This window comes from Spirosoma pomorum, assembly GCF_054776615.1.
This window is the reverse complement of the sequence record NZ_BAAHBP010000032.1, coordinates 70,572-96,696: the sequence shown is the minus strand read 5'-3', so window position 1 is coordinate 96,696 and position 26,125 is coordinate 70,572. Positions and strand designations below refer to the sequence as shown.

Sequence of the window (26,125 nt, the reverse complement as noted above, 5' to 3'; positions counted from 1 at the left end):
CCGCTCACAAGCAAGAACAGTATTGCCCTCACCAAACCACCACCCTCTCCCTTTCCGCCTTATACAACCGATCCCCCCGCTTCACCCCGAAAGCCAGATAAAACGGCGAGAAATTCGTCAGTGTACCGTTTACCCGAAACCGGACCGGAGCGTGGGGATTCGTAGCTAGACTCAGCCGCTCAGCTTCATCGCTGAACTTGAACCGCCAGACCTGCGCGAACCCCAGGAAGAATCGCTGGTCGGGCGTGAAACCGTCAATCTTCGCTGTGCTCTTACCCTGTTTCGTCTGTTTGAACGCCTGGTAAGCCAGCGTAAGACCACCCAAATCGGCCAGATTTTCGCTTAAGGTCAGTTGACCATTGATGTACTGACCAGCTATGGCGTAACCAGCAAACTGCTTCACTAGCGCGTTCGTCTTTTTGGTAAAGAGGGCCGCATCTGCCTTGGTCCACCAGTCGCGGAGATTCCCAAATTGATCGTAGTGGCGGCCCTGATCGTCGAAGAGGTGCGTCATTTCGTGGCCGATCACCATGCCGATCGCACCGTAGTTTATGGCGTCGTCGGCATCCTTGTCGAAGAAGGGAAACTGTAGAATCCCAGCGGGAAACACAATCTCGTTGCTCGCCGAATTAGCGTAGGCGTTCACCGTAATAGGCGTCATCAGCCAGTCTTCCGGATCGACGGGCCGGTCAACCTTTGCCAGTTTTTTCGTCGTCTCCTGAATGTTAAGCCGCTGTACATTGCCGAAGAAGTCGTCTCGCTTAATCGCTACGTCCCCGTAGTCGTCCCAACGGTTAGGGTACCCAATTCGTTTGACGAAGTTTTTCAGCTTGATCAGTGCCACCCGCTTGGTGTCGGGCGACATCCAGTTGAGTTGTTCAATTCGTTCATGGTACATACGTTGTAAATTATTCACCAGTGCAGTCAAACGAATTTTTGCTTCGGGCGGGAAGTAACGGGCGATCCAGCGTTTACCCAGTACATCACCCAGATGCCGGTCAGTTACCAGAGCCACCTGTTTCCAGCGTACCGCCTGCTGTTTCTGCCCATAAAGCATCTTATCTCTGAACGCGAACCTGGCCGATTGGAAAGGCTGGCTCAACAGGTTTGCCTTGTCATCGATGAGCGTAAATGTCAGGTAATCTTTCAGATCGTCGGCCGACACCAGTGGTAGTAGCTCATTCAGCGCTTTATAATAGTCGGGTTGGGCCATGAGCACCGTATCGACTCGGTTCAATTTCATATTATCCAGCAATTCTCGCCAGGTCAGATTTGGCATCTGCCGGTTCAAATCAGGCACAGACAGCTTGTGATAATTCGCCACCGGGTCTCCTAGCTCGGCAGGTAGTTTGTGGGACTCAGCCAGCTTTGTTTCAAACGCCAGAATGGTGTTGGCTTTTGTTTGCGCCGATAGTGCATCGACGCCCGACAGTCGAAAGAGGGTAGCAACGTAACGAATAAAAGCCTTTCGGACGGCTCTCGTCACCGAATCCTGCCGGGTATAATAGCCTTTCTCCGGCAGCGACAGGCCAGCCTGCACGAAGTTGATTCGATTGATCGTATTCTGCCGGTCGTCAGCCATTACTCGAAACCCAAGCAGTCGTCCACCAGGATCAGTTTTGGTCGTAGTCAGGTAAGTCAGGATACTTTTGTAATCGGTCAGTGCCCGGATAACAGCCAGATCTTTCTCAATCGGTATGTGCCCTAATGCACTAATGCGATTTGTGTCCAGGCCACTTACGTAGAAATTACCCAGTTTCTGTTCCGGGCTGCCCGGTTTCGGGTTGGCTTCTATTGCTTCGTCAAGAATGATTTTTGTTCGTTGCAGATTCTCCTCGTAGAGCGTATTGAACGATCCCCAGCCAACCTGATCATCGGGAATTTTCGTTGTTTTGAGCCAGCTGCCGTTAGCATAAGCGAAAAAATCATCGCCGGGCGCGATCGTCGTATCCATACCCGCCCGATCGAAAAATTCGGTTCGGACAGGAACTTCCGTTTTATGACGACAAGAAATGCCGAACAGGATTCCTACAACAGTCACGAAAAACAGGTTTAATACGCGCTTCGTAATGTCCTGAAATGCATACATTTGTTCTACCTTTTCCATATACGGCAACTTTGTTTCAGGCAATAACAAGCTAAGTTTAACGTACTAATCACAACCTTGTCCATATTCATTCCGATGAAAAATCTATTTGCTCTCGCTATTGCGTTCAGTCTATCCTACGGTGCGTTTGCCCAACATGATGCTTCCTATCACGGCAAAAAAATCACCGAGAAAGGCGCCGTCCCGGCTACTGAACTGGCGGCTAAAATGGGAGACAAAACAGCCATGCCCATCAAAGTAGAAGGTACGGTCGAATCAGTCTGCAAAATGAAAGGCTGCTGGATGAAAGTCAACACGGGCGACGGACAGACGATGCGGGTCATGTTCAAAGATTACGCGTTTTTCGTCCCCAAAGATATCGAAGGCAAGACCGTGGTTCTCGAAGGGGTTGCCGAAACGACCACCACTTCTGTGGCTAAACTGCGCCACTACGCCGAAGACGGTGGTAAGTCGAAGGAAGAAATTGAGAAAATCACCGAGCCCGAAAAAGCCATTACGTTCATGGCAGACGGCGTCATTGTCAAGAAATAACTTAAGGAAACTACTTAACTAATTTGCATTCTGGTGTATTTTGAGGCCGCAACGTACTGTTGCGGCCTTTTTGTGCTTACCTAACTTCACTTTCATGAGAAAATTTTACTTCGTGGCAGGCCTATTCCTGCTTGCTTCTCCTCTCTTTGCCCAACGTACGCTTATCCACTGCGGTAACCTGTTCACTGGAACGGGCAACGATGTTCAGCCCCAGATGACCGTCGTTATTGAAGGAAATAAGATCGCTGGTATCCAGAAAGGCTTCACAGCAGCCTCAGGTCAGGATCGAGTGGTTGACCTGAAAAACAAGACCGTACTGCCCGGCCTGATCGACATGCACGTCCACCTCGAAACCGAAACCCGGCGCGGGGGCTTGATCGATCGTTTTACGTTAAATACGCCCGACGTTGCCTTTCAGGCCGCAAAAAATGCGAAAACAACGCTGCTGGCTGGTTTTACGACGGTTCGGGATCTGGGTGGTAGCGGAGTCAACGTTGCACTACGTAACGCTGTCAACCGGGGGCTGGTCGACGGACCACGTATTCTGACCGTTGGCAAATCAATTGCCACCACTGGCGGGCATGCTGATCCTACGAACGGATACCGAAAAGACCTGATGGGTGATCCAGGCCCCGAGGAAGGTGTTATCAACGGCCCCGACGACGCCCGAAAAGCCGTCCGGCAGCGCTACAAAGACGGCGCTGATCTGATTAAAATCACGGCGACCGGTGGCGTTTTAAGCAACGCCAAAGATGGGTCTGGCCCCCAGTTCACGGAGGAAGAAGCTAAAGCGATTGTCGACGCGGCCAACGATTACGGCTTTGCCGTAGCCGCCCATGCTCACGGAGCCGAAGGCATGAAACGCGCCATCCGAGCGGGTGTGCAGACCATCGAACACGGCACCTACATGGACGATGAAACCATTGCCTTGTTCAAAAAACACGGCACATATTACGTCCCAACGATCATTGCCGGTAAGACCGTTGCCGACTCGGCCAAAATGTTTGGCTATTATACGGCGCTGGTAACACCTAAAGCGCTAGCCGTCGGCCCCAAAATTCAGGCGACGTTCAGCAAGGCATACAAAGCGGGCGTTAACATTGCGTTTGGCACCGACGCGGGCGTGTTCATTCACGGCTACAACGCCAAGGAATTCGAATACATGGTTGAAGCAGGTATGCCACCCGTCGAAGCGATCAGGGCAGCTTTGCTTACTAATGCCAAACTACTAAAAATGGATGCGCAAATCGGCTCCATCGAAACCGGCAAATTCGCCGACATCATCGCCGTCGACGAGAATCCCATCAAGAACATCAAAACTCTGCAAACTGTACGGTTCGTGATGAAGGATGGGAAGGTCTATAAGGGGGAATAAGGAGAAAGGAGGAGAGGGAGAAAGGAACAAGAAAACTAGTTCGCCAGCAGTTCCTTGTTCCTTTCTCCCTCTCCTCCTTTACTTCTTTCCTCCTTCCATTATCAACTCCCCTACCCGTTCTGGTTGCTCGTGCTGGACCCAGTGGGTTGTCGGAAGGTATACGACGCGACCATTGTCGCATAGGTTGATGCTGGCCTGCGCCATGTCACGTTTCAGGAATTGGTCATAAACACCCCAGATCAACAGCGTTGGTACAGTCACGCGAATGGACGAGCGACGACCAGCAGGCATGCGCAGGGCTGCCCGGTACCAGTTGACCATACTTCGCACGGCATCAGGCTGGTTCCAGGCGGCTCGATACGCCACCAAATCAGCCTCGAGAAACGTACCCGGTTCGCTGCTGCTACGTAATACGCGCGCCAATACCCTTGCCCGCTGCCAGCTCAGTAGTTTTTCGGGTAACCAGGGTACTTGAAAGAAGCCAATGTACCAGCTACGCCGTAACTGACCCAGATCGCGCCGGGCAAAGCGTTGCATGACAACCGGATGCGGTACATTCAGCGCTACAAGCCGCTCCACCCGGTCGGAATACGACACCGCCGTCCACCAGGCAACGGCAGCGCCCCAATCATGACCGACAACAACAGCTTTCTGCCGACCGGCCGCATCGATCAGGCCAATTACGTCCCCAACCAACGTGTCAAGCGCATAATCCGCTACGTTACGCGGTTTATCACTCAGGTTATACCCCCGCTGGTCGGGTGCCCAGACCCAGTAACCCGCTTCAGCCAGCGTATTGATCTGGTGATGCCAGCCGTACCAGAACTCCGGAAAGCCATGCAGCAAAACAATAAGCGGGCCCGTTACCGGACCCGCCTGAGCGACGTGCAACCGCACGCCATTGGTTTCAACAAACGTATGTGCTATGGACATCACTGATCGAAGCCAAAATACTGGTTGGCGTTTCGGTAGCAGATATCCTGAATGATATTGCCTACCCAATCCACATCGTTCGGTAGCTCGCCGTTTTCGATATCGTTCCCAAACATATTGCAGAGAATTCGCCGAAAATACTCGTGTCGACTGTAGGATACGAAACTCCGGGAGTCCGTCAGCATTCCCACGAACGTACTGATCAGACCCATGTTTGAGAGAGCATTGATCTGCTTCTCCATGCCGTCTTTCTGGTCCAGGAACCACCAGCCCGAGCCGAACTGAACCTTGCCCCGAACCGAACCGTCGTTGAAGTTTCCGATCATCGTCGCGATCACCTCATTATCGGCGGGATTCAAATTATACAGAATCGTTTTGGTCAATTTATTTCGATCGTCCAGCCCGCCAAGAAAACGGGATAAAGCCACCGCCTGCGGAAAATCACCGATGCTGTCCCAGCCCGTATCGGCCCCCAGCTCACGCAACCGACGGCGGTTGTTGTTACGTAACGCTCCCAGGTGAAACTGTTGCGTCCAGCCCTTTTCGTGATCCCACTCGGCAAATTGCTGCAGCATGAACGATTTGAATTTGCGCTCGTCCTGCGGGCTGATTACGTCGAGTCCCTGCTGCCAGTTGGGCAACAGGTTGTTGAAAATAACCTTGATTTCGTTTTCCTGATATGGCTCGGCATACACCGTTTCTAAACCATGGTCGGACAAGCGGCAACCCATTTCTGCAAAGTAATCGTGCCGGGATTTGAGCGCACCCATGAAACCATCCAGCGTCCGGATTTCCTGATTGGTTACCTCACCCAGTTTCTGCACATACGCCCGAAAGGCTACCGGATCTTCAACGGCCATTGCCTTGTCGGGCCGGAACGTAGGGAGAATCCGTACACCAAACGGCTGTTTGGCAATGGCCTGATGATGTTCCAGCGAGTCCGTTGGATCGTCGGTTGTACAAACTACCCGAACGTCGAAATGCTTCAGTAAGCTCTGGGTCGTAAACTGCGGCAACTGTTCGTTGCAGGCGTCGTAAATCGACCGGGCGCTTTCTGGGTTCAGTACCTCGTTTATACCGAAGGGATTGCGTAATTCCAGATGCGTCCAGTGATAGAGGGGATTACGTAGTGTGTACGGTACCGTTTCAGCCCATTTTTCGAATTTTTGCCAGTCTGATGCCGTCCCGGTGCAATACTGCTCGTCGACCCCGTTCGTGCGCATGGCCCGCCATTTGTAGTGATCACCGTACAACCACAACTGGGTTATGGTATCAAACTGCTTATTAGCCGCAATCTGATCGGGCGGCAGGTGACAATGGTAGTCTATAATGGGCATCGACCGGGCGTATTCATGGTAGAGCCGCCGGGCAGTTTCTGTCTGAAGCAGAAAATCTTCCGAAAGGAAAGCGGGAGCCGTAGTGAGATTGTTCATAGGCTGTAAAGCATAAAACAGGAAATTTCTTCCCGTTTTATGCTTTATTTTTTCGTGTCACGGATAGTTATCCTGTAAAAGCTGATTACATACTTCGGCTCAGACCCAGCATCAACCCGCGCAGTTCGGCCAATCCACGTAGCCGGCCAATAGCGGTATACCCCGGATTGGTCCGTTTACCGGACGTAAGATCATCCAGCATCCGGTGACCGTGATCAGGGCGGAACGGCATCCGTAGGTCGGGGCGTCCCTCCTCCTGCCGACGTTTCTGTTCCGTCAGCAAAGCCTGCATTACGCCAGCCATATCAACGTCGCCTTCCAGATGGTTTGCTTCCTGGAAACTCCCGTCCAGCGCATTCTCGCCGGTGGGGGTTCGCTCCGTGCTACGCAGGTGAATGAAATGAATTTTCGGGCCTAGCCGCTGCGCCATCCCTACGAGATCGTTATCCGACCGAACCCCGTATGATCCCGTACAGAAGCACAGACCGTTCGCGGGCGAGTCAGCGGCTGCCAGCAACGCCTGCGCGTCCGCTTCGGTACTGACCACGCGCGGCAATCCCAGAATAGGATACGGCGGGTCATCCGGGTGAATCGCCAGCCGAACACCCGCCGACTCGGCAACGGGGACAATTTCCCGCAGGAAAGCATACAAATTCTGCCGCAGTTCCTTATCACCAACAGTCTGATACGTATTCAGCGCTTCCCGGAATTGTTCAACGGTATAGCTTTCTTCCGAGCCGGGCAAACCGGCGATAATCGTCCGGGTTAGGCGGTTTACGTCCGTTTCGCTCATGCGGTCCAGAAGCTGACGCGCCCACTGCTGCTCCTGAGTAGAATATAGTTGCCGGGCGCCGGGACGTTGTAAAATATAAAGTTCAAAGGCGGCAAACTCGGTTGCGTCGAACCGCAATCCAGTTGAGCCGTCGGGCATGGAATAATCCAGATCCGTGCGAGTCCAGTCGAGCACCGGCATGAAATTGTAGCAGACGGTATCGATACCCGCTTCTGCCAGGTTAACGATCGATTCCTTGTAGTTTTCGATATATGTTCTGACATCTCCAGAGCGCGTTTTAATCCCCTCGTGCACCGGAATACTTTCAACGACCGACCAGCTTAAGCCAGCCTGCTCAATAGTAGCTTTTCGTTTCTTGATTTCATCAATCGACCAGACCACACCGTTCGGAATATGATGTAGTGCGGAGACAATGCCGGTAGCACCTGCCTGGCGCACATCGTTGAGCGATACTGGGTCGTTTGGCCCAAACCATCGCCAGGTTTGTTCAAGCATAATAAGTAAATTAGTCAGATGTATCAGGGACAAACGTACGGCCTCCCGCCGTATTGACACGTTGCCGCAATAGTAGAAAAGCAACAAATTTTACTTTTCTCCTCAAACCCTGCCGTTTTGCAAACGATTACTACAACTGGCCGCTTTCGCTGGCGCATTATTGCGCTGCTTTTTCTGGCAACCACCGTCAATTACGTCGATCGTCAGATCCTTTCCTTTACGATGACCGATGAGGTCTTCCGGAAAGATATGCTCGAACTAGCGCCCGATGCTGTAATGACCCGCGAAGCTACCGATCGATTCAAGGTTCTCTACGGCGACGTAGATGCTGCGTTTAAATTTGCTTACGCTATTGGTTTTCTGCTGGTTGGCTGGGCCATCGACCGGATTGGTACCCGACGGGGATTCGCCCTAGGTATTGGTATCTGGAGCGTAGCCGCCGTACTGACCAGTTTTGTATCGAGCATCAGCGGTCTGCGCTGGATGCGTGCGCTGCTAGGCCTGGGGGAAGCCGCTAACTTTCCGGCGGCTATCAAGACCGTAGCCGAATGGTTTCCCAAACACGAACGGTCATTCGCCAATGGTCTCTTCAACGCCGGAACGAACGTAGGAATTATTCTGACTGCGCTCATTGCTCCCTATTTGATTTTGCAGTTCGGCTGGCGTAGTTCCTTTCTGATTACGGGTCTGCTCTCCGTTTTTCTGCTTTTCTTCTGGTGGACAACGTACAGTAAACCCGAACGCAGCGCTAAACTTTCGGCCGATGAGCTGGCTTACATTCGTAACGATAATGATCCAATTCCTTCGCGACCCGTTTCGTGGGGGCAACTACTTGGCTATAAGCAAACATGGGCCTTTGCCGTCGGTAAGTTTCTGGCCGATCCCATCTGGTGGTTTTATATGACCTGGCTACCCGATTTTTTCAACTCCAACGACGCCCTGGACAAAAAGCTTGACCTTAAAAGCTTCGGCGTTCCATTCCTGATTCTTTACGTTGTTTCTGATGCAGGAAGTGTTTTCTTCGGCTGGCTCAGTACCCAGCTCATGAGCCGTGGCTGGTCGGCCAACCGAGCCAGAAAAACGACTATGCTTATCTGCGCGCTTTGCGTCGTCCCCATCTTTTTTGCGGCCCAAACCAGTAGCTTAACGATTTCTATTGCCTTGATTTCGCTGGCTGCGGCTGCCCATCAGGGCTGGGCGGCTAATATGTACACCTTCGCATCGGATCTGTTCCCCAAAAATGTAGTGGCTTCCGTTACTGGCATTGGCGGTATGTTCGGCGCTATTGGTGGTATTCTACTGGCGCTGCTCTCTGGCCGGATCATTACGGTATTTGGTTACCAGCCCATGTTCCTTATTGCCAGTTGCTCGTATTTGCTGTCGCTGGCTATCATCCACCTCATCCTGCCCCGGCTACAACCCGTAAAAGCGGAGGAATTAGAAAAGAGCGCGCAGTGGAGCATGGCCCATGAACGCTAAATGCCTATCATTGCATTTTCTCTCGGGTCCAATCCTTTTATCGCGCTATGAAAGTTGTCACCTTCGGTGAAGTTATGCTCCGGTTAAGTCCGCCGGGCGTTGGAAGATTCTTACAAACGGATGTATTAACCATGCACTTCGGTGGTACGGAAGCCAACGTAGCCGTATCGCTGGCGCAGCTTGGTGCCGAAACAAGTCACGTTACTCGATTTCCTAATCACGCCCTGGGTCAGGCCGCATCAGGCTATTTGCGCAAATACGGGGTTGGTACGCAGCACATCAACTACGGTGATGGCCGACTGGGTTTGTACTTTCTGGAAATGGGTGCGGGGAGCCGGGCCAGCCAGATCGTATATGACCGGGTCGATTCGGCCTTTGCTCGTATTCAACCAACCGAGATTGACTGGGATAACGTATTAACTGGCGCCGACTGGTTTCACTGGACAGGTATTACCCCAGCCCTTTCGCAGGGGGCAGCCGACTGTTTGCTGGCAGGTATTAAGGCCGCTAATCGGCTGGGCGTCCCGGTTTCGGGGGACATTGTCTACCGCAGTAATCTCTGGCAGTACGGGCGTACTCCCCAGGAAATCATGCCAGCTCTAACCGAAGGCTGTACGCTGGTTCTTGGTGGAAAAGGGCTATTCAATGAAATATACGGGCTTAGCACCAGTTCGTTCCAGGAAGCCAGCCTGGCAATGATGGAGCGGTTCCCGACGATCAAATACATTACCGATACTAAGCGCGTATCGGTTAGCGCGTCTCACAATCAGCTTTCGGCTAAACTGTTCGATGGCGAGACAATTCACCGGTCTAGGCAGTATGATATTCAGCCCATTGTCGATCGAATTGGTACGGGCGACGCCTACATGGCCGGGCTTATTTATGGTCTGTTGACCTTCACCGATCTACAACAGGCTGTTGAGTTTGGGGTGGCGGCATCGGCGCTGAAACACACGATCCCCGGGGATGTGAACCTGGCTACCGTAGCCGAAATTACGACGCTGGCGGCTGGTGACAGTTCAGGAAAACTAAAGCGATAAAAAGTCGGATAAATCAAATCAGGGGATTTTAGTGTTACTTCATATGAGCAGTGTTGCGGGCATATGATGAATAATTGACGCCTACTGGTCAAAATTTAATCAATCCATAAAATTGCCGTGGCATATCAGACAGTCCTTTGTAATATTGTCGAATTGTGATCACCCAGCTTTTTTTACCCATTTATAGTTGATTGTCGACTGGCTGCCTTCACCGGCAGTTCGTTAGCGTTTTTTATCCATATGTCTCAACTAAACCGCGCCCTCTATCCAGCTCCTGCGCTTCCAGAACGTGTTCTCCAATTTGGCACCGGCGTCTTATTGCGGGGTCTACCTGATTACCTCATTCAACAGGCCAACGAAGCCGATCGATTCCGCGGCTCGATTGTTATTGTTAAATCGACAGATAGTCAGACGGATGAGTTTGCCCAGCAGGACAACTTGTACACGGTAGCGGTTCGCGGGGTACAGCAGGGTAAAGACGTAGCGGAAACTAAAATTGTATCGGCCGTTAGCCGCGTGCTTGCCGCCCAGACGCAGTGGAATGAGGTGCTGCTGATCGCCCGGAATCCAAACCTACAGATTATCATCTCCAACACGACCGAAGTTGGTTTAAACTATACCGAAGAAAGCATTTTTCAACGCCCACCCCAGTCCTTCCCGGCGAAGCTGACGGCGTTTCTGTACGAACGATTCCGGAGCGTGGGAGGCTCAAAAGCAAAGGGCCTGGTTGTTATCCCAACCGAGCTGGTAACGGATAACGGCCTGAAACTGAGACTAGCCGTCGAAAAACTGGCGGAGTACAACGAGCTGGGTAAACTGTTCGTCAAATGGCTTAAGTTCCACGTTCGATTCTGTAACTCGCTGGTTGACCGAATCGTTACACGCCCCACCGAAGAAGCCAAACAGGCACTGCAGGCGGAATTAGGTTACGAAGATGACCTGCTGACCTTCACGGAGCCCTACCACCTGTGGGCCATTGAGGGCGACGATCGGGTGCGGCAGATGCTCTCATTTGCCGACGCAACTACACCGCAGATTATCATTGATGAGGATATCAACTTCTACCGGGAGCGGAAACTGCGGGTGCTAAATGGTACGCATACGCTGGCTACCCCACTAGGTTATCTGCTGGGGCTGGAAACCGTAGCCGACGAGATGGCCCATCCTACCATGAGTCAGTTTGTCGAGCGGATGATGCTGGATGAAATTGTCCCTACCGTACCCCATTATAACGTACCGGGCATGGATGAGCAAGCCGTTGCCCAGTTTGCCCATGATGTACTGGATCGGTTCCGGAACCCTTACCTTGATCACCTACTGTTGAACATCTCGCTGCAACAAACTACCAAAATGCAGGCACGTAACGTGGCGACACTGCAACGGTATTATCAGCGATTCAACGCCGTACCGAAATACATGGCGTTGGGCTTTGCGGCTTATCTACTGTTCATGAAAGCCGTTCGCGAAGAGGATGGCCAGTTCCTGGGCGAAATTTCGGTAGGCAGTGGCGTACTGACGTATCCTATCCGGGATGACAAAGCAGGTTACTTCTACGGTGACTGGAAAACGATAAAAGAGAACAACGTAAAATCGGAACAGACCTTCGTCACCAGCGTTCTGTCAGACAGCACGATCTGGCAGGCGGACCTGACTGCGCTGCCTGGTTTTGCCGACGCCGTCGCTACCTATTTGCACGCACTTTTGATTGAAGGACCAGAGAAAACGTTACGTCAGGTTATCGAAGCCTAATCAGCTTATTCGAGCGCTGTCATAATTTTGTTGTTGACTCAGTGCGGCCAGATGGATTTGACGGTGTAAAGCTTCATATCCTTAACATCAATACGGTTCCCCCAGAACATGAGTCCTTCTTTATTGCCGGCAGCCGCTTTTCGTTCCAACGAATACGAGTGGCGCCCTCCATCAACGAAGACCTCTATTGAGGTGCGATCCACATATATATCGGCAGTAAGTTCCATACTGGTCATGTCTTCCTGGGAATAGAAGACACCATTTATCAAATTGCTGTTCAGGTCGTAGTCAAGTATTTTCTGCCCCATAAGCGCTAGACCGGCACTGGTTGCGTGTGACAGTTTAATTGTCGTCATCAATCGGAATCGATCGTACTGAGTGACTGATTTCAACTTCTCGTTGGCGTCTGCCGAACTTAGGGAAGACCATTGTCCGGCGGGTTCAAATACTTGCTCCGCTTCTTTGATGGGTAAGCTGAATAGGCGTGGACCATCCTTTGTCGTACGCAATTGTAGCTCGGTGGGTAGTAACATCATGCCGTTAAAGGGCATTTCCGGCTGCTGAATACGTCCCCAGCCGATCTGAATCCGGCGGGGATCATTGTCAGGCATGTTAGCAAACGTCTGGGCGGCATAAATAGACCCCGTTGCGTAAGCGTGTTTCCCTGATTCAGGCGTAAACTTTTTTCCGTCGAAAGCGCCAATCATGTACGTCGTAGAAGCGCCGTACATGACCCATTTGGTCTTGCTTTTGTCGCCATCAATGGGCAACTCGAATAGATCAGGACATTCCCAAAATCCGGTGATGTGACTTTCGTACGTCCACTGCTTCATGTTTCTGGATGTATAGATCGAATGCCCATCCCGCTCATTAAGTACCATTACCCAGTGGCGACCGGGTTTATACCAGAATACGCGTGGGTCACGTGTGTCTTTACTACTCCACTTGGCTTTTGAATCGATCAACGGGTTCTGGTTGTATTTTGTCCAGGTGCGGCCTTTGTCCAGGCTATAGGCCATGCACTGAACTTGCTTCTCCGGGCTGTCAACCGTAAAAAATGCAACCATAGCGGGTACGCTTCCCTGATTGAAACCCGCTGTATTGTCGTAGTCGATCACCGTTGATCCCGAAAACATGGTTCCCATACTATCGGGTAACAGCGCAGTAGCCAGCTCGGTCCAATGAATCATGTCCTTGCTAACGGCATGGCCCCAGGACATATTTTCCCATTCCCGTTCGTAAGGATTGTGCTGGTAAAACAGATGGTATTCACCTTCATAGAAAATCATCCCATTGGGATCATTGATCCAGCCCCGGCGGGTGGAGAAATGGTATTGGGGGCGATTTTTCTCCTTGTATAGCGAATCCTGCCCCGCAATCTGATCAGCCTGATACAATTTGTCCAGGCCCGCTGGATTACCGTCGAACTGAATTGTGATAGTTTTGCCGAGCAGGGCCGACACATCGCAGAAAACCCAGTAATCAGGCTTTCCAGCAGTGAGTCGTATTTTGAACGAACGCTCAGGTTTACCTGACAGACTGAATTGCATCGTATGCCGCTCCTGACCCTGCGCTACGGGTAAGTTTAAATAGTGTTTAGTAATCTTCAGCGTGCGCGCCTGAGCCTGGATGGCTAAACTCACACATGCGATTAATCCGGTAAGTACAATCTGTTTTACAATTGCCATCATCCCATTAAGGTGATTTGAGTGCAGTGCATATAAAGGGCTAGCTACGCCTACTCGCACTGAAAGCGCCTTTCTGCAAGCCAATACTCACCTTTGCCCGACTTAAATCGCGACATCAATGCCCCCAGATGTGCTTGACTATTGCTGAGGTAGATCGTTAGCCGCTGGATAGCAAGTCAACGAAAAAATGGAGGGGCAAGCCAGCAGATACGTCATCAAGGGGTATCATCGTGATCAACCAGAACCAGTTCCTTTTACAGACGGATGAGAGCAATCCCCGTTTCTTCGTCAATTTGTCGACGCAGGTGAGCAGGCGATTCGGTCAGTATCACTTCCAGCGTTGGAAACACGGTTGCCGACAGTAGGTGTCCACCCCGGGCGGCTCCGTCCGACATACCGATGACAGCGTGGGCGTGTACCTGAACCGTACTATCCGGTTTAAGGGTAATGTCTCCCGTCAGTGTCAGCACTTCAACCTGTTCGTTGACCGGTATCTTTTTATAGTCCTTGGTAGCTACCTCGCAAAAGCCTAACGTAACATCGCTGAAACCACCGATAGCCGTAAACTGACTGGCTGATAGTCGATTATCAGTAGCAAACCGACGTAGTCCTTCCATGACTTCGTCGCCTTTATCAAAAACCAGGGCGTACGTTTTCTGCTGGTCATCGTTGAGTAGTTTAGCTTTCATAGCACGGGTCAATTAATAAAAACGCTGATATAGTTACGCCGTTGATCAAGCCGATAATAGTCATTCAATGGCATAAACACCTTTGTTCTATACTGCCCCTAGACCGAAAGGTTTGTCCCCACTGGAATTTTAAGCAGAAATCAAGCCGACGGACACGTGGCTTCTGAAGCCAACTTCAAATCAGGTGAGTCCAAATGCGACATGAATTTCTTCGATCGTTGACTGTACCTTCGCGCTACGTTTTACTCGGCAACTTCGATTCCAGTATGAATTACGTTTACCTTCTTTTGGCATTTCTGACGGGCCTGGCCGTTACCGTTCAGGCGGGTGTCAATGCCAATCTCCGTCAGGCGATAGCGAACCCCGTTCTGGCAGCAGCGATCTCCTTCGGAACGGGCTTTCTGTCCTTGGTATTAGTTCTGCTAGCCCTTGGCGGGGGCTTGCCTTCAGCAACGCCTATTCGCCAAACGGAGTGGTGGAAATGGACGGGCGGAGTAATCGGAGCAATCTACGTAACGACGGTTATCATCAGCGTTCCTAAAATTGGAACGGCCAATCTGGTGAGTTTGAGCGTAGCTGGACAACTAGTGGCTGCCGTTATCCTGGACCATTACGGCTGGCAGGGGTTTTCACTGCATCCGGCCAACGGCTGGCGCCTGTTAGGTCTGGCGTTTATTATGGTGGGGGTACTGCTGGTGGTCAAAAACTAAATCAGTAGCAGGCGGTTGATAACTTATACGATTGCCGCTTTTTCTTTTATGGTTAACTATCGTTTTTATCCGTCGTTGCTCAATACATTCTCGCGCTACCTTTCTGGTGGTAACCTATCGATCCAGCAACTGATTGACAGTATCAACCGGGTGCCAACGCCCACTACTGCCGCGCAGGAACAGGGTATTTCGTTTGAGGAAGCGGTGATCAAAGGCACGGATGAAGAGCGATTCAATCCTGATATTCTGAAAAAAGTCCGGAAGCTTCTCCCCCGCCCCATCGTTGATACCCAAGTGTTTTGTCAGTGGCAGATCGACGACGTCTTATTTTATGGGTACGTTGACCTGATCGGCTCGTTCAAAGCTGTCGACCTGAAAACAACGGGGTCATACCAGCCGGGTCGTTTCGTCAATAACCATCAGAACCTGTACCTGCACGCGCTCAAGCGGAAGGGCATCAAACTAATGGAATACGTCATTACTGACTTTTCGGACGTGTACGTAGAGAGTTATTCCCTGACCCATCCCATCGAGAAGCAGTTAGAAGAAATCCGGCTGTTCAAAGCGTTTCTGGAAGAACATCGGGCGCTGATCTCCGACAAGAAGATTTTTGTCCAACCCGGCGAAGACGCCGATCCGGGACGACGACGGGGCTAGCTGTCCTTTCTTGATTCTTGGCTTAGAAGCCTGCTGGTCATTGATTGCTGTTCCATTTCTAGTAATGAATGTCTACGTCATACCTTTACGGTATGATTCAACGTACCATTCACCTATATCGGGATGCTTATTGGGGCTTATCACCGTCGGTCTGGCTGCTGGCGGGCGTCATGCTCGTTAACCGCTGTGGAACGATGGTACTTCCTTACCTGACGCTATATCTAACGCAGCACCTGCACTATAGCGTGGCCGACGCGGGTATCGTTATGGCGGTGTTCGGCGTTGGCGCTTTCTTAGGTACGTTTCTAGGTGGTCAACTGGTGGACCGGTTTGGGTTTTATTACGTTCAGTTGTTCAGCCTTGTGTTCAGCGGGGCGTTCCTGCTTTTTCTGCAATTCGTCACCCATTTTTATGCCCTCTGCGGGAGCGTTTTTGTATTCACCCTCTTCGGCGAGTCATTCCGCCCCGCTAATCAGGCCGCCATTGCTCATTATTCTGTACCCGAAAACCGCACTCGTGCCTTTTCGCTGAACCGGCTGGCTATTAATCTCGGCTGGGCTATTGGCGGGGGCTTAGGTGGCTGGATAGCGGGCGTCAATTACAGTCTGCTCTTCTGGACCGACGGACTGACATGCCTGTTTGCCGGGCTGTTTTTGTGGCTGGCGTTACAACCACCCCGTAATGAGACAGCGAACGATGAACAGCTGGCTGTTCCGCTCCCGGTTGGTTCCGAAAGTTCGCCGTCGCCGTATCGCGATACTCCATTTGTCTTATTTACGGTACTGGCTACGCTATATTTTATCGTTTTCATGCAGTTATTTTCCATCGTGCCGCTTTACTTGAAAGAAGCAGTGCATCTGTCTGAGGGTCAGATTGGCTTACTGATTTCCATGAACGGAGTCATTATCGTCTGCTTCGAAATGGCACTCGTATACACGCTGGAGCGAAAGCATTTTCCAAAAATCCGGCTGATTATCACCGGAATTTTGCTGGCCACGGTTTCGTACTCGCTGCTCACCCTTCCGGCCATCTGGGTGAACGCGCTCTTGTTTACGTTGGGAATTACGTTCAGCGAGATGCTGGTAATGCCCTTTTTTCAATCGTTTACCGTCGAGCGATCCCAGCCAGCTACGCGTGGAAAATACTTGGCCCTGTACGCCATGGCGGGGGCACTCGCGCAGACGCTGGCCCCCATGCTGGGCGCTCTATTGGTAGCGCGTATGGGGTTCCAGCTGCACTGGCTGGTAATTGCACTTATTGGTTTGGTTGCAGCGCTGGGGTTCTGGCGATTGGGACCTCACTTAAGTACCACGTTGGATTCGCGCGTGGATTCATTGAGCCACACATAAATTTCTTTACGACCTTTGCGTAGGCTATCGGTAAGATCCCTGTAGCTGGTTGATTCGACTCACTCACTCGTTTTTGATTTTGAAACTCTGGCAAAAAGAAGGCGTTACGACGTCTAAACAAATTGAACGTTTTACCGTTGGGCGCGACCGCGAAATGGATCAGTATCTGGCGCCGTTCGACGTACTGGGTAATCTGGCGCACGCGCAGATGCTCGAAACCATTGGCCTGCTCACTCACGACGAACTAACGGCGCTACAGGCCGAACTTAAAACGATTTATCAGCAAACGCAGGATGGCCAGTTTGCTATCGAAGACGGCGTTGAAGACGTTCATTCACAGGTCGAGCTGATGCTGACGCGAGCACTGGGCGATACGGGCAAGAAAATTCACTCCGGCCGCTCCCGGAACGATCAGGTGCTGGTCGACCTCAAACTCTTCACCCGCGATCGGCTTTGGCGGGTTGCGGAGGCTGTCCGGCAGGTATTTGACCAGCTCATTAGCCGCTCCGAGCAGCATAAAGATGATCTGTTGCCAGGTTACACCCACTTACAGATTGCCATGCCTTCATCGTTTGGTCTCTGGTTTGGTGCCTACGCCGAAGCGCTGGCCGATGACATGCTGACGCTGCAAACGGCTTATCGACTGAGCAACCGAAACCCGCTGGGATCGGGCGCGGGTTATGGCTCGTCGTTCCCGCTGAACCGCACGATGACCACTGAACTGCTAGGTTTTGAAGGCATGCACGTCAACGTCGTCTACGCGCAAATGAGCCGGGGTAAAACGGAGCAAACAGCCCTGACGGCAATGGCCGCTGTAGCCGCTACGATCTCGCGGATGGCGATGGATATTTGTCTGTATAACAGCCAGAATTTCGGATTTCTGGTCCTACCCGACGCACTCACGACTGGTAGCAGCATCATGCCGCATAAGAAAAATCCGGACGTAGCCGAGCTGCTGCGCGCTAAGACAAACCGGCTGAAAGCGCTGCCAATGGAAGTGACGCTCGTGATGAGTAACCTGCCATCGGGCTATCACCGGGATATGCAGTTGCTGAAAGAGATTCTGATGCCCGCTTTCGACGAATTGCTTGACTGCCTGGACATCACAAACTATATGCTGGAGCACTTACAGGTTAAGAACAACTTACTGGAAGACCCTAAATACGATTTGTTGTTCAGCGTTGAGCGGGTGAACGAACTCGTTTTACAGGGCGTCCCCTTCCGGGAAGCCTATCAGACGGTTGGGAAAGAGATTGCTTCCCACACGTACCAGCCTCCGCGTACGATACACCATTCGCACGAGGGTAGCATCGGCAACCTGGGCTCAGACCTGATCGTTGCCCATATGAACCAAATCCAGGCTGGTTTTGGCGCCGATAGAGCTCAGAAGGCCATTGAAAGACTATTAAACAATTGATACCTAAGCTCGTTCAGGAATTTACTAAACTCCTGAATGAGTTTACTGACAGTACGTTATTGATTTTCTGACTCTTATACATCATCAAGCAGCGTCCGAATAGTACAAATTCGGGTACACGTAAAGCAATATCCGTTTCTTATACTTTCTATAATCAGGTAAACTTTAGCCAGACAACATTGGTGAACCACCCCGCCCCGAGACGACAAGCTGGTAGTGACCACAACTCGCTTTATATAATACTACCTGATAATGAGACTAATACAACTATTTTATATTTTTTTTATTGGATCTTCTTAACTCATCATCCGCAAACTGGCCTGTAATGGGTAGGTAGCGTGGTACTATTTTTATTAGGTGCATATTGTTCGGCAAACCAAGTGAACAATAAATGGAAGCTGCTGTTTAAAAAAACTAGTGTAACACAAAACCAGCAACTTACACATGAAAAATTATCAGCCACTGGCTCGCATCGCAGAAGCCGCTAAATCGTCAGGATACTCGTTGAAAGAAAGTATCCGCGACATGCTCGACTTACAGAACCAGTACCAGCTCTCGGATGAATTATTCTGGGAAGTGTTCAATAATCGGGTTCTTCTCAACAAACCGATCAATGTACACGCCTACGTTCACGGTGCTACGGCCAGTGGTCATGCATAAGTTCACCTTTCCCCGCCCCTGAGCGCCGTAGTACCTTTAGTTCGTGTACTATGGCGCTCAGTTTATGTGCAGTTAGTTGAGCTTAACCGAAAAAAGACTTTTTGACCGGGAATAAATATACGTTAGGGCGACCAGCGTAAAGATTCCTCCTACCAGCACCGACTGGGTCGTTCCCAGCAACCGGGCCATAAGCCCCGATTCGAAAGCGCCAATCTCGTTGGATGAGCTTACGAAAATACCATTCACGGCCGCAACCCGCCCCCGCAGGTGGTCAGGCGGGAAAATCTGCATAATCGTCTGCCGGATGATTACGCTCACACTATCAAACGCGCCCGTCAATGCCAGCATCAGTACGGACAGATAAAAGTTAGTCGACTGCGAGAAAATGATGGTGGCTACCCCAAAACCTGCCACTGCCAGCAGCATATTCCGCCAGGCATGATCGGTAGGTGGGCGTTTGGTCATGTACGCTAGTGTTAATACGGCTCCTATTGAGGGGGCCGCTCGTAAAACGCCCAACCCCTCGGCTCCAACTTTCAGAATATCCTCGGCAAAGACGGGCAAAATGGCAACTACGCCCCCAAACAGGACCGAAAACAGATCAAGCGAGATCGCGTATAGGACGATGGGGGTATTGAAGACAAACTGAAATCCTTCTTTTAGGCTCTCCCGAAAACCAAGTACGGGCGCGTCGCTGACTGGTACCGGTCGACGGCTTACCATCGTAATGAGCACAAAACAGATCACTAGCATGCCGATTATTACCAGCAACGTATTGTCGAAGCCCAAGCCACTGTACAGAAAACCCGCTACACCTGGTCCCGCGATAGCCCCGATTTGCCAGAATGAACTGTACCAGGTCGCCGAATTTGCGTACAACTCGCGGGGGACCAGAAAAGGCTTCAAGGACGAGCTGGCGGGCGAATAAAACCCCTTGGCCGTACCGATCAGCATTAGCACGCCGTAAATCGTTGCCAGCTGGGCCGTTTGCGACAACCGGCTCACCACTACGGGCTGGAACATGAAATACAGAATGACGGACCCCAACGTAATGACCAGTAAACTCCACTGCAGAATGCGTTTTTTATCGCGTCGGTCGGCCAGGTGCCCGCCAAACAGCGAGAGCGCGATAAAGGGAATCGCTTCGGCCAACCCAACCAGGCCCAGGGCCAGTGGGTCATGGGTCATTTTATATAACTCGTACCCGAGTACAACTTCCTGAATCAGCAACGTAGCCGTAATCAGGAAACTGTTCATGACAAAGTAGCGAAAATCGGGGATACGCAGCGACGCAAACGAGTCGCCAGGAGTGAGAACTGTAGCCATAGAAACAAACGCAATTCGATTTCTTAACCGAAGCAATGGGCATTTTGTCCCTTTCGAGCCCAATATTCTGAGGTTCCAATCGAATCGGCGCCCCAAAATGTATTTCCTGACCTTGCGCTACCCACTCGCGCGACTTATTTCGCCTTCGCCGGCTCTTTGGGGCTAAGCGTTCCCCGCGCTATGGTTTCCGGCTTCGACTGGGCAGTTGGATAACGTAACAGCATCGCCGTGGGCAGTGAAATCTGGGGCTGTTTGATGATGACCAGCCGGTAAGACTTTTGGCCAACCACTAAGTTGTGATACATCATCTGGTCACCCGATGCCTGGGGCAGGCTCCAGTTTGCAATAGGCTCTTTCCCCAGGATGTCGATGTCTTCTTTGGAAAGTGTAGCGTAAGCGGTGTCGGGTTTGAACTCTTTCCCGGTAATACCTTCAATAAGCGAAACGATGGTAGGTGGAGTTGTTTTGCTCTGGGCAACAGCCGAGAGACTCACCAGCAGTAATGCGAATAGAATCGGTAGTCGGTTCATAGTCTTGTTGGGTAAAGTTGGTACAAAAACAACCACTTCCATCCAGCTTTGTTCCCCGAGCCAAACGCCAGCACTCGTTAACGCAGAAAGACCACTGCTCAGGTCGGTGGCCTTTCTGCGTTAACGAGTATATGATTTTAAAACTCTTAATCGTGTTATTCTGTCAAACACCGCATGCGTTACGTCAAGACACTGACGTTTTGGGAGAATTGCGAAAAGACTTGAAAACGGCCAAAATTCCCGCCAGTATCAATCCGACAATCAGCCCCACGCCAAGCTCTTTCAGGAAAGCAGGAAGAGCGGGAAACAGTGTATGCAGGTAGTGAATGTTGTGGACAAATATTCCGCCAGCCACCAGCAAGAGAGCAAACGTGCCCACTACGTTTAAGATCCGGATGACCACTGGCAACGCTTTGACCAATCCATGTCCCAGCGTTGAGAGGAAGCCAGTCTGATTCGAGCGTTTGATCAGCTGATAGCCTGCATCATCCATGCGAACAATAAGGGCAACAATGCCGTATACGCCAACCGTTGCCAGCAACGCAACCGCCGACACCGTTATGATCTGCGTAACGGAGGCTTCTCCTGCTACTGTTCCCAGCGCAATGATGACAATTTCCACGGAGAGAATAAAATCTGTCGTGATAGCGGATTTTACCTTTGCTTTTTCCTGATCAGCAGCCGAATCGGCTTGCTTACTTTCTACGACTGCCTTCTGTTCGTCCGTGTGATCTTTGCTGAAGTAGTGAATTATTTTTTCAGCTCCTTCATAAGCCAGGTAACAGCCGCCCAGGAGCAGCACAAAAGTTATGGCAGCCGGAAAGAAGGCATTCAACAGCAGCGCAATGGGGACGATGATGAGTTTATTGATAAAGGAGCCTTTGGTAATTGCCCAGAGGATAGGTAGTTCTCTGTCAGCCAGGAAACCCGTAGCTTTTTCGGCGTTGACAGCCAGATCGTCCCCTAATATACCGGCTGTTTTTCGGGTGGCTACTTTTGTTGCCAAGGCCACATCATCCATCAACGCAGCTATATCATCCAAGACTGCAAAAAAACCTGACGCCATTTGGTTAAGATTTGATCTTTTTATATTCCTGCGGTAAGATAGAGATAGGATTGATCGCTTCCCATAAAAGTGAGCCACTGGAAAGTTAAAAAACGCTTATCAGACACCTGGGCTATACGGGTACGGGTCTGTGACAAACTCCTGCAAACCTATTCTAGTAGTGTAACCTTTATTTTACTGTTCTTGATTTATCATTAAACTACGTAACGCCCATCGGAACTACATTTCAGTCTTTTTACCTCTTTTCAGCTCATCTATGTCATGTATCCTACTATCCGTACTCATTTGAAAGTTTGCTGCATTAGCAGTCTTGAGGAAGCCCGATTAGCCGTCCGGGCGGGAGCCGACGCATTGGGATTAGTTGGCAAAATGCCCAGTGGCCCCGGCGTTATTGACGACTCGCTGGCTGCCCAAATTGTACAAGTGACTCCCCCACCCATTGCTACGTTCATGCTGACCAGTGAGACAGAGCCCAATGCAATTGTTGATCACCAACGTCGGGTAGGTGCCAACACGATTCAATTGGTCGATGCCGTAGCGCCGGGAGTCTATGTTCAGATCCGGTCGGCTCTCCCCGCCATCAAACTGGTACAGGTCATTCACGTAGTTGACGAACGTAACGTTGACGAGGCTTTGCACGCGGTGGAGGAGGGCATCGATGCGCTGTTGCTTGATTCCGGTAATCCAACATTGGCCGTGAAAGAACTTGGCGGTACGGGACGGGTGCACAACTGGCAGATCAGCCGGCAGATTGTCGAGCAGGCCAGCGTACCTGTTTTTCTGGCGGGGGGCCTTAGTCTTAATAATGTGCGGGATGCCCTTGAGCAGGTTCAGCCGTTCGGCCTGGACATTTGCAGTGGCGTCCGCACGAATGGCCGTCTGGACGAAGCAAAGCTATCAGCTTTCGTAAGCGCCCTGTACTAACGCATTTCTTTTAAGCAAAAAAAGGCCTACCCCGTTGGGGGCAGGCCTTTCGTGTTCATTCATCGATTGCGCTTAGGCAACAACGATTTCTTTAGCGGCTGGCTCTTTCACTTCGTGCTTGGGCAGTTCCAGTGCCAGGATACCGTTGTTATAGCTGGCCGTGATCTGGTCGGCGTTAACGGTTTTGGGCAGGCGGAAACTCCGTTCGAACGAGTTAAAGCTGAACTCCTGACGGGTGTATTTGTCGGTAGTTTCTTCGCTCTTCTGTTCGTTTTTGTACGAAACGGTCAGTTTGTTATTGTCAACGTTCACTTTAACGTCTTCTTTTTTCAGACCAGGAACCGCCATTTCCAGATGGAAAGCCGTTTCCGTTTCTTTAACATTGACCGGTACGGTAGCTGTCGAATTAATAGCCGGACGGTTGTATCCGAAATCACCAAAGAAAGGGTTGAAGAAAGGAGCGCGGTTGTATCGAACTAAAGTTGCCATGGTTTTATGTGTTTTGTCTTTTGTGTTTATCTCGTCTGTTTGTTCATAAGCGAACACATCTCTCTTTATACAAATGACGTACCAAGCGAGGAAAAACGCCTTTTAGTGACTTTTTGTCACTAAAATACAATACAACTACCCATATTAAGACAAATTGTCATTTTTGCTACCTTATTTTTGGCATACTTACTGTAACCTCATACTATAGCTAACACCTTATAAATGTTTCATATGTTCTCTAAATAATTTAAAAACTTAACAAAATCGAAACTTGCCCTAATTGCTCGCAGTAGCTATTTTTAGGTTTTAATAGTACGTACCTACCTCTTTTTTAACCCATTATGAAACAATCTTTACGTTCATTCTCGACCCTTTGCATCTGGGCCGGAGTGAGTGCATCTGCTTTGGCGCAGCAAACAGCGGCCGACTATTTTGAGAACGGCCTGGGAAAAAGCAAAAGCGGAGATTTTACGGGAGCCCTACAGGCATTTAGTACGGCCATCACCATGAATCCCGAGAATTCGGCCAGTTATTACAACCGAGGGCTGGTCAAAGCAAACTTAAAAGATCACCGGGGGGCCGTACTCGATTACGACCGGGCCATTGATCTGAATGCGAAAGATGCGCTCGCTTATCTTAGCCGGGGAGTTAGCAAAAGTAGACAGGATGACCACCGGGCCGCCCTTCTCGATTTCAGCCGCTCCATTGAACTCAACCCGGACGATCCACAGGCGTATTATTATCGCGGAGCCAGCCGGAGCCATCTGGAGCAGTACCGTAACGCGCTGGCTGACTTTTCCAAGGCGATTGAGCTGGACCCCGCCAACGTGCAGGCCTATTACGCCCGCGGTATCACGAAACAGAAACTCGATGATTTTTCCGGTAGCCTCAATGACTTCACGCGGGTAATCGACGCTACGCCCAAGCGCGCTCAAGCCTACGCAGGACGTGGTTTATCAAAAGTAGAACTGGGTCAGTATGCGTCGGCCCTTGTCGATCTTACCAAAGCCATCGACCTTGACCCCGATGATGCAGGCTCGTACTACTACCGCGCTTACGACAAGGCAAAACTAGACGATTACAAGGGGGCACTGGCTGACTATAACAAAGCGATTTCGCTCCAGCCCGACAATTTCCAGGCGTATTACGGTCGGGGGTTCTGCAAAACAAAGCTGAACGATCAGAAAGGGGCGGTTCAGGATTTCGATGCCGCGATCGCGATGAATAACTCGAACGTCGACACGAAAGTAAGTTATGTGGGGCGTATCAACCGGGCCACCCTCGACAACCTACGTAACGTCGTGCAGGAAAAGAGCAAGATTTCGCACATGGGTAACGAACGGGCCGAAGCTTACTTTAGTCGGGCATTGAGCAAAAACAAGCAGAACGATCAGAAAGGAGCCCTGCTCGACCTGAACAAGTCTATTGAGCTGAACCCAACTTACGCCGAAGCCTATTTCACGCGGGGGTTGATCAAGTCAGCCCAGGGCGATCAGAAAACAGCTGTCACGGACTGTACCAACGCAATCAAGCTAAATCCAACCTATTCAGAAGCCTATTACGTACGGGGCATCATCAAACACAGCCTCGGCGATGAGAATGGTGGCTGCCTGGATCTTTCCAAAGCTGGCGAGCTAGGATACACCCCAGCGTATAAGGTGATAAGTGAGTATTGCAACTAGGGGGAAGAAAGGATTAGCGGAGGAAAGGAGTTCGAAGACAAACCCCTTTCCTCCTTTTTCTTTTTTTCACAGTAACCACGAGCTACCATTTGGTTTTACTTCTCCCTCTCGTTCCTTTCCCCCACTCCTCCCCTTTCTCCTTCTATTTATTCAAACCTCAAATGCTTAACCGATTCGCCGGAGGATTCGAGTTCGAGCAGGGCATCAATACCGATCTCGAGGTGGCGATTCACAAATTGGCCAGTCACCCGTTTGTCGCTTTCTTCGGTTTTTACGCCTTCCGGCACTAATGGGTTGTCCGAAACCAGCAATAAGGCACCGTGGGGAATCGAGTTGGCAAAACCTACCGTAAAAATGGTGGCAGTTTCCATGTCAATAGCCATCGCCCGGATTTCCCGCAGGTAATCCTTGAAGACCTCGTCGTGCTCCCAGATCCGGCGGTTTGTTGTATAAACCGTACCAGTCCAGTAATCAAGTTCGTACTTCTTGATCGTTGACGACACCGCCCGTTGTAACCGGAACGAAGGCAGCGCCGGAATTTCGGGTCGCATATAATCGTTGCTGGTTCCTTCGCCCCGAATAGCGGCAATGGGCAGAATGAGGTCACCCAGCTGCGTTTTCTTCAGACCACCGCATTTACCCAGAAACAGCACCGCTTTAGGGTGTACCGCCGTCAGCAGGTCCATGACCGTAGCGGCCATTGGGCTACCCATCCCAAAATTGATGATGGTGATGTTGTTCGCCGTGGCTGTCTGCATAGCCCGCCCGACACCATAGACCTCCACGTCGAATTTTTCGGCGAAGATCTGCACGTAGTTGATGAAGTTGGTCAGCAGAATATACTCACCAAAATTCTCGATGGGCATCCCCGTATAGCGGGGCAGCCAATTATTGACGATATCTTCTTTTGTTTTCATGTCTAAAGAGCGAAAGAGTGGATGAGTGAAAGAGCGAAATCGGAACGCGCCACGGTGACCGCCGAAGCGGAACGAGCATAAAAAGA

The 26,125-nt window shown here is 50.9% G+C and carries 23 protein-coding genes; 12 read left to right on the top strand and 11 right to left on the bottom strand.

The window, feature by feature from the left end; translation table 11 throughout:
* Positions 1–28: 28 nt before the first annotated feature.
* Positions 29–2,107, bottom strand: a complete 2,079-nt coding sequence (locus ACYVAD_RS20255) for a M13 family metallopeptidase (RefSeq protein ID WP_461141354.1) — start codon at positions 2,105–2,107, stop codon at positions 29–31.
* A 75-nt stretch (positions 2,108–2,182) separates the two neighbouring features.
* Here ACYVAD_RS20255 and ACYVAD_RS20250 point away from each other — a divergent pair, with 75 nt between their 5' ends.
* Both ACYVAD_RS20250 and ACYVAD_RS20245 read left to right on the top strand, forming a co-directional pair.
* Positions 2,183–2,638, top strand: coding sequence for a DUF4920 domain-containing protein (locus ACYVAD_RS20250; protein ID WP_461141353.1), 456 nt, complete (start codon positions 2,183–2,185; stop codon positions 2,636–2,638).
* A gap of 94 nt (positions 2,639–2,732) precedes the next feature.
* A complete protein-coding gene (locus ACYVAD_RS20245; protein WP_461141352.1) occupies positions 2,733–4,013 on the top strand; it encodes a metal-dependent hydrolase family protein in 1,281 nt (426 codons plus the stop codon).
* 78 nt (positions 4,014–4,091) lie between these two features.
* Here the strand turns inward: ACYVAD_RS20245 and ACYVAD_RS20240 are convergent, their stop codons facing one another.
* The 3 genes from ACYVAD_RS20240 to uxuA all read right to left on the bottom strand — a co-directional run bounded on the left by ACYVAD_RS20240 (position 4,092) and on the right by uxuA (position 7,667).
* Positions 4,092–4,946: an alpha/beta fold hydrolase gene (locus tag ACYVAD_RS20240; protein WP_461141351.1), complete on the bottom strand. Its 855-nt coding sequence runs from the start codon at positions 4,944–4,946 to the stop codon at positions 4,092–4,094.
* Positions 4,946–6,379 carry a glucuronate isomerase gene (gene uxaC, locus ACYVAD_RS20235; protein WP_461141350.1) on the bottom strand — a complete coding sequence of 478 codons (1,434 nt, stop codon included), beginning with the start codon at positions 6,377–6,379 and terminating at the stop codon, positions 4,946–4,948. Before uxaC ends, ACYVAD_RS20240 begins: the two co-directional genes overlap by 1 nt.
* An 85-nt stretch (positions 6,380–6,464) precedes the next feature.
* Positions 6,465–7,667, bottom strand: coding sequence for a mannonate dehydratase (uxuA, locus tag ACYVAD_RS20230; protein WP_461141349.1), 1,203 nt, complete (start codon positions 7,665–7,667; stop codon positions 6,465–6,467).
* 117 nt (positions 7,668–7,784) lie between these two features.
* Between uxuA and ACYVAD_RS20225 the strand changes: the two genes are divergently transcribed.
* From ACYVAD_RS20225 to ACYVAD_RS20215, 3 genes are all read left to right on the top strand, one after another.
* Positions 7,785–9,146, top strand: a complete 1,362-nt coding sequence (locus ACYVAD_RS20225) for an MFS transporter (protein WP_461141348.1) — start codon at positions 7,785–7,787, stop codon at positions 9,144–9,146.
* Between the two features lie 47 nt (positions 9,147–9,193).
* Positions 9,194–10,186, top strand: coding sequence for a PfkB family carbohydrate kinase (locus ACYVAD_RS20220; RefSeq protein WP_461141347.1), 993 nt, complete (start codon positions 9,194–9,196; stop codon positions 10,184–10,186).
* 240 nt (positions 10,187–10,426) lie between these two features.
* Positions 10,427–11,935, top strand: a complete 1,509-nt coding sequence (locus ACYVAD_RS20215; RefSeq protein ID WP_461141346.1) for a tagaturonate reductase — start codon at positions 10,427–10,429, stop codon at positions 11,933–11,935.
* 38 nt (positions 11,936–11,973) lie between these two features.
* On the opposite strand, the gene ACYVAD_RS20210 is transcribed toward ACYVAD_RS20215, so the two are convergent.
* Together ACYVAD_RS20210 and ACYVAD_RS20205 are read right to left on the bottom strand one after the other, a co-directional pair.
* The gene (locus tag ACYVAD_RS20210) at positions 11,974–13,578 is read right to left on the bottom strand and encodes a glycoside hydrolase family 32 protein (RefSeq protein ID WP_461141345.1); all 1,605 of its coding nucleotides are present in this window, start codon (positions 13,576–13,578) and stop codon (positions 11,974–11,976) included.
* Between the two features lie 299 nt (positions 13,579–13,877).
* Positions 13,878–14,312, bottom strand: coding sequence for a PPC domain-containing DNA-binding protein (locus ACYVAD_RS20205; RefSeq protein WP_461141344.1), 435 nt, complete (start codon positions 14,310–14,312; stop codon positions 13,878–13,880).
* Between the two features lie 266 nt (positions 14,313–14,578).
* Between ACYVAD_RS20205 and ACYVAD_RS20200 the strand changes: the two genes are divergently transcribed.
* From ACYVAD_RS20200 to ACYVAD_RS20180, 5 genes are all read left to right on the top strand, one after another.
* Complete coding sequence (locus tag ACYVAD_RS20200) at positions 14,579–15,022, top strand: DMT family transporter (protein ID WP_461141343.1); 444 nt, start codon at positions 14,579–14,581, stop codon at positions 15,020–15,022.
* A gap of 48 nt (positions 15,023–15,070) precedes the next feature.
* Positions 15,071–15,679, top strand: a complete 609-nt coding sequence (locus ACYVAD_RS20195) for a PD-(D/E)XK nuclease family protein (RefSeq protein WP_461141342.1) — start codon at positions 15,071–15,073, stop codon at positions 15,677–15,679.
* 92 nt (positions 15,680–15,771) lie between these two features.
* Positions 15,772–17,028, top strand: coding sequence for an MDR family MFS transporter (locus ACYVAD_RS20190; protein WP_461141341.1), 1,257 nt, complete (start codon positions 15,772–15,774; stop codon positions 17,026–17,028).
* Positions 17,029–17,107: 79 nt separating this feature from the next.
* Complete coding sequence (gene argH / locus ACYVAD_RS20185) at positions 17,108–18,445, top strand: argininosuccinate lyase (RefSeq protein ID WP_461141340.1); 1,338 nt, start codon at positions 17,108–17,110, stop codon at positions 18,443–18,445.
* A 444-nt stretch (positions 18,446–18,889) separates the two neighbouring features.
* Positions 18,890–19,105, top strand: coding sequence for a hypothetical protein (locus ACYVAD_RS20180; RefSeq protein ID WP_461141339.1), 216 nt, complete (start codon positions 18,890–18,892; stop codon positions 19,103–19,105).
* Positions 19,106–19,177: 72 nt separating this feature from the next.
* On the opposite strand, the gene ACYVAD_RS20175 is transcribed toward ACYVAD_RS20180, so the two are convergent.
* The 3 genes from ACYVAD_RS20175 to ACYVAD_RS20165 all read right to left on the bottom strand — a co-directional run bounded on the left by ACYVAD_RS20175 (position 19,178) and on the right by ACYVAD_RS20165 (position 22,027).
* A complete protein-coding gene (locus ACYVAD_RS20175; protein ID WP_461141338.1) occupies positions 19,178–20,431 on the bottom strand; it encodes an MFS transporter in 1,254 nt (417 codons plus the stop codon).
* A 134-nt stretch (positions 20,432–20,565) separates the two neighbouring features.
* A complete protein-coding gene (locus ACYVAD_RS20170; RefSeq protein ID WP_461141337.1) occupies positions 20,566–20,961 on the bottom strand; it encodes a hypothetical protein in 396 nt (131 codons plus the stop codon).
* A gap of 184 nt (positions 20,962–21,145) precedes the next feature.
* Positions 21,146–22,027 (bottom strand): DUF808 domain-containing protein, encoded by an 882-nt coding sequence (locus ACYVAD_RS20165; RefSeq protein ID WP_461141336.1) that lies wholly within the window; start codon positions 22,025–22,027, stop codon positions 21,146–21,148.
* A 261-nt stretch (positions 22,028–22,288) separates the two neighbouring features.
* Between ACYVAD_RS20165 and ACYVAD_RS20160 the strand changes: the two genes are divergently transcribed.
* Positions 22,289–22,951: a phosphoribosylanthranilate isomerase gene (locus ACYVAD_RS20160; RefSeq protein WP_461141335.1), complete on the top strand. Its 663-nt coding sequence runs from the start codon at positions 22,289–22,291 to the stop codon at positions 22,949–22,951.
* A 72-nt stretch (positions 22,952–23,023) separates the two neighbouring features.
* Here the strand turns inward: ACYVAD_RS20160 and ACYVAD_RS20155 are convergent, their stop codons facing one another.
* Positions 23,024–23,440, bottom strand: coding sequence for an Hsp20/alpha crystallin family protein (locus ACYVAD_RS20155; protein WP_461141334.1), 417 nt, complete (start codon positions 23,438–23,440; stop codon positions 23,024–23,026).
* A 341-nt stretch (positions 23,441–23,781) separates the two neighbouring features.
* Here ACYVAD_RS20155 and ACYVAD_RS20150 point away from each other — a divergent pair, with 341 nt between their 5' ends.
* The gene (locus ACYVAD_RS20150; protein ID WP_461141333.1) at positions 23,782–25,122 is read left to right on the top strand and encodes a tetratricopeptide repeat protein; all 1,341 of its coding nucleotides are present in this window, start codon (positions 23,782–23,784) and stop codon (positions 25,120–25,122) included.
* A gap of 146 nt (positions 25,123–25,268) precedes the next feature.
* On the opposite strand, the gene ACYVAD_RS20145 is transcribed toward ACYVAD_RS20150, so the two are convergent.
* Positions 25,269–26,039: an AMP nucleosidase gene (locus ACYVAD_RS20145; RefSeq protein ID WP_461141332.1), complete on the bottom strand. Its 771-nt coding sequence runs from the start codon at positions 26,037–26,039 to the stop codon at positions 25,269–25,271.
* Between the last annotated feature and the right edge of the window lie 86 nt (positions 26,040–26,125).

Bases quoted from the DNA above. Each gene is read 5' to 3' on its own strand.
- ACYVAD_RS20255 (WP_461141354.1), bottom strand. From the start codon at position 2,107: ATGGAAAAGGTAGAACAAATGTATGCATTTCAGGACATTACGAAGCGC.
- ACYVAD_RS20250 (WP_461141353.1), top strand. From the start codon at position 2,183: ATGAAAAATCTATTTGCTCTCGCTATTGCGTTCAGTCTATCCTACGGT.
- ACYVAD_RS20245 (WP_461141352.1), top strand. From the start codon at position 2,733: ATGAGAAAATTTTACTTCGTGGCAGGCCTATTCCTGCTTGCTTCTCCT.
- ACYVAD_RS20240 (WP_461141351.1), bottom strand. From the start codon at position 4,946: ATGTCCATAGCACATACGTTTGTTGAAACCAATGGCGTGCGGTTGCAC.
- uxaC (WP_461141350.1), bottom strand. From the start codon at position 6,379: ATGAACAATCTCACTACGGCTCCCGCTTTCCTTTCGGAAGATTTTCTG.
- uxuA (WP_461141349.1), bottom strand. From the start codon at position 7,667: ATGCTTGAACAAACCTGGCGATGGTTTGGGCCAAACGACCCAGTATCG.
- ACYVAD_RS20220 (WP_461141347.1), top strand. From the start codon at position 9,194: ATGAAAGTTGTCACCTTCGGTGAAGTTATGCTCCGGTTAAGTCCGCCG.
- ACYVAD_RS20215 (WP_461141346.1), top strand. From the start codon at position 10,427: ATGTCTCAACTAAACCGCGCCCTCTATCCAGCTCCTGCGCTTCCAGAA.
- ACYVAD_RS20205 (WP_461141344.1), bottom strand. From the start codon at position 14,312: ATGAAAGCTAAACTACTCAACGATGACCAGCAGAAAACGTACGCCCTG.
- ACYVAD_RS20200 (WP_461141343.1), top strand. From the start codon at position 14,579: ATGAATTACGTTTACCTTCTTTTGGCATTTCTGACGGGCCTGGCCGTT.
- ACYVAD_RS20195 (WP_461141342.1), top strand. From the start codon at position 15,071: ATGGTTAACTATCGTTTTTATCCGTCGTTGCTCAATACATTCTCGCGC.
- ACYVAD_RS20190 (WP_461141341.1), top strand. From the start codon at position 15,772: ATGATTCAACGTACCATTCACCTATATCGGGATGCTTATTGGGGCTTA.
- ACYVAD_RS20180 (WP_461141339.1), top strand. From the start codon at position 18,890: ATGAAAAATTATCAGCCACTGGCTCGCATCGCAGAAGCCGCTAAATCG.
- ACYVAD_RS20175 (WP_461141338.1), bottom strand. From the start codon at position 20,431: ATGGCTACAGTTCTCACTCCTGGCGACTCGTTTGCGTCGCTGCGTATC.
- ACYVAD_RS20170 (WP_461141337.1), bottom strand. From the start codon at position 20,961: ATGAACCGACTACCGATTCTATTCGCATTACTGCTGGTGAGTCTCTCG.
- ACYVAD_RS20165 (WP_461141336.1), bottom strand. From the start codon at position 22,027: ATGGCGTCAGGTTTTTTTGCAGTCTTGGATGATATAGCTGCGTTGATG.
- ACYVAD_RS20160 (WP_461141335.1), top strand. From the start codon at position 22,289: ATGTATCCTACTATCCGTACTCATTTGAAAGTTTGCTGCATTAGCAGT.
- ACYVAD_RS20155 (WP_461141334.1), bottom strand. From the start codon at position 23,440: ATGGCAACTTTAGTTCGATACAACCGCGCTCCTTTCTTCAACCCTTTC.
- ACYVAD_RS20150 (WP_461141333.1), top strand. From the start codon at position 23,782: ATGAAACAATCTTTACGTTCATTCTCGACCCTTTGCATCTGGGCCGGA.
- ACYVAD_RS20145 (WP_461141332.1), bottom strand. From the start codon at position 26,039: ATGAAAACAAAAGAAGATATCGTCAATAATTGGCTGCCCCGCTATACG.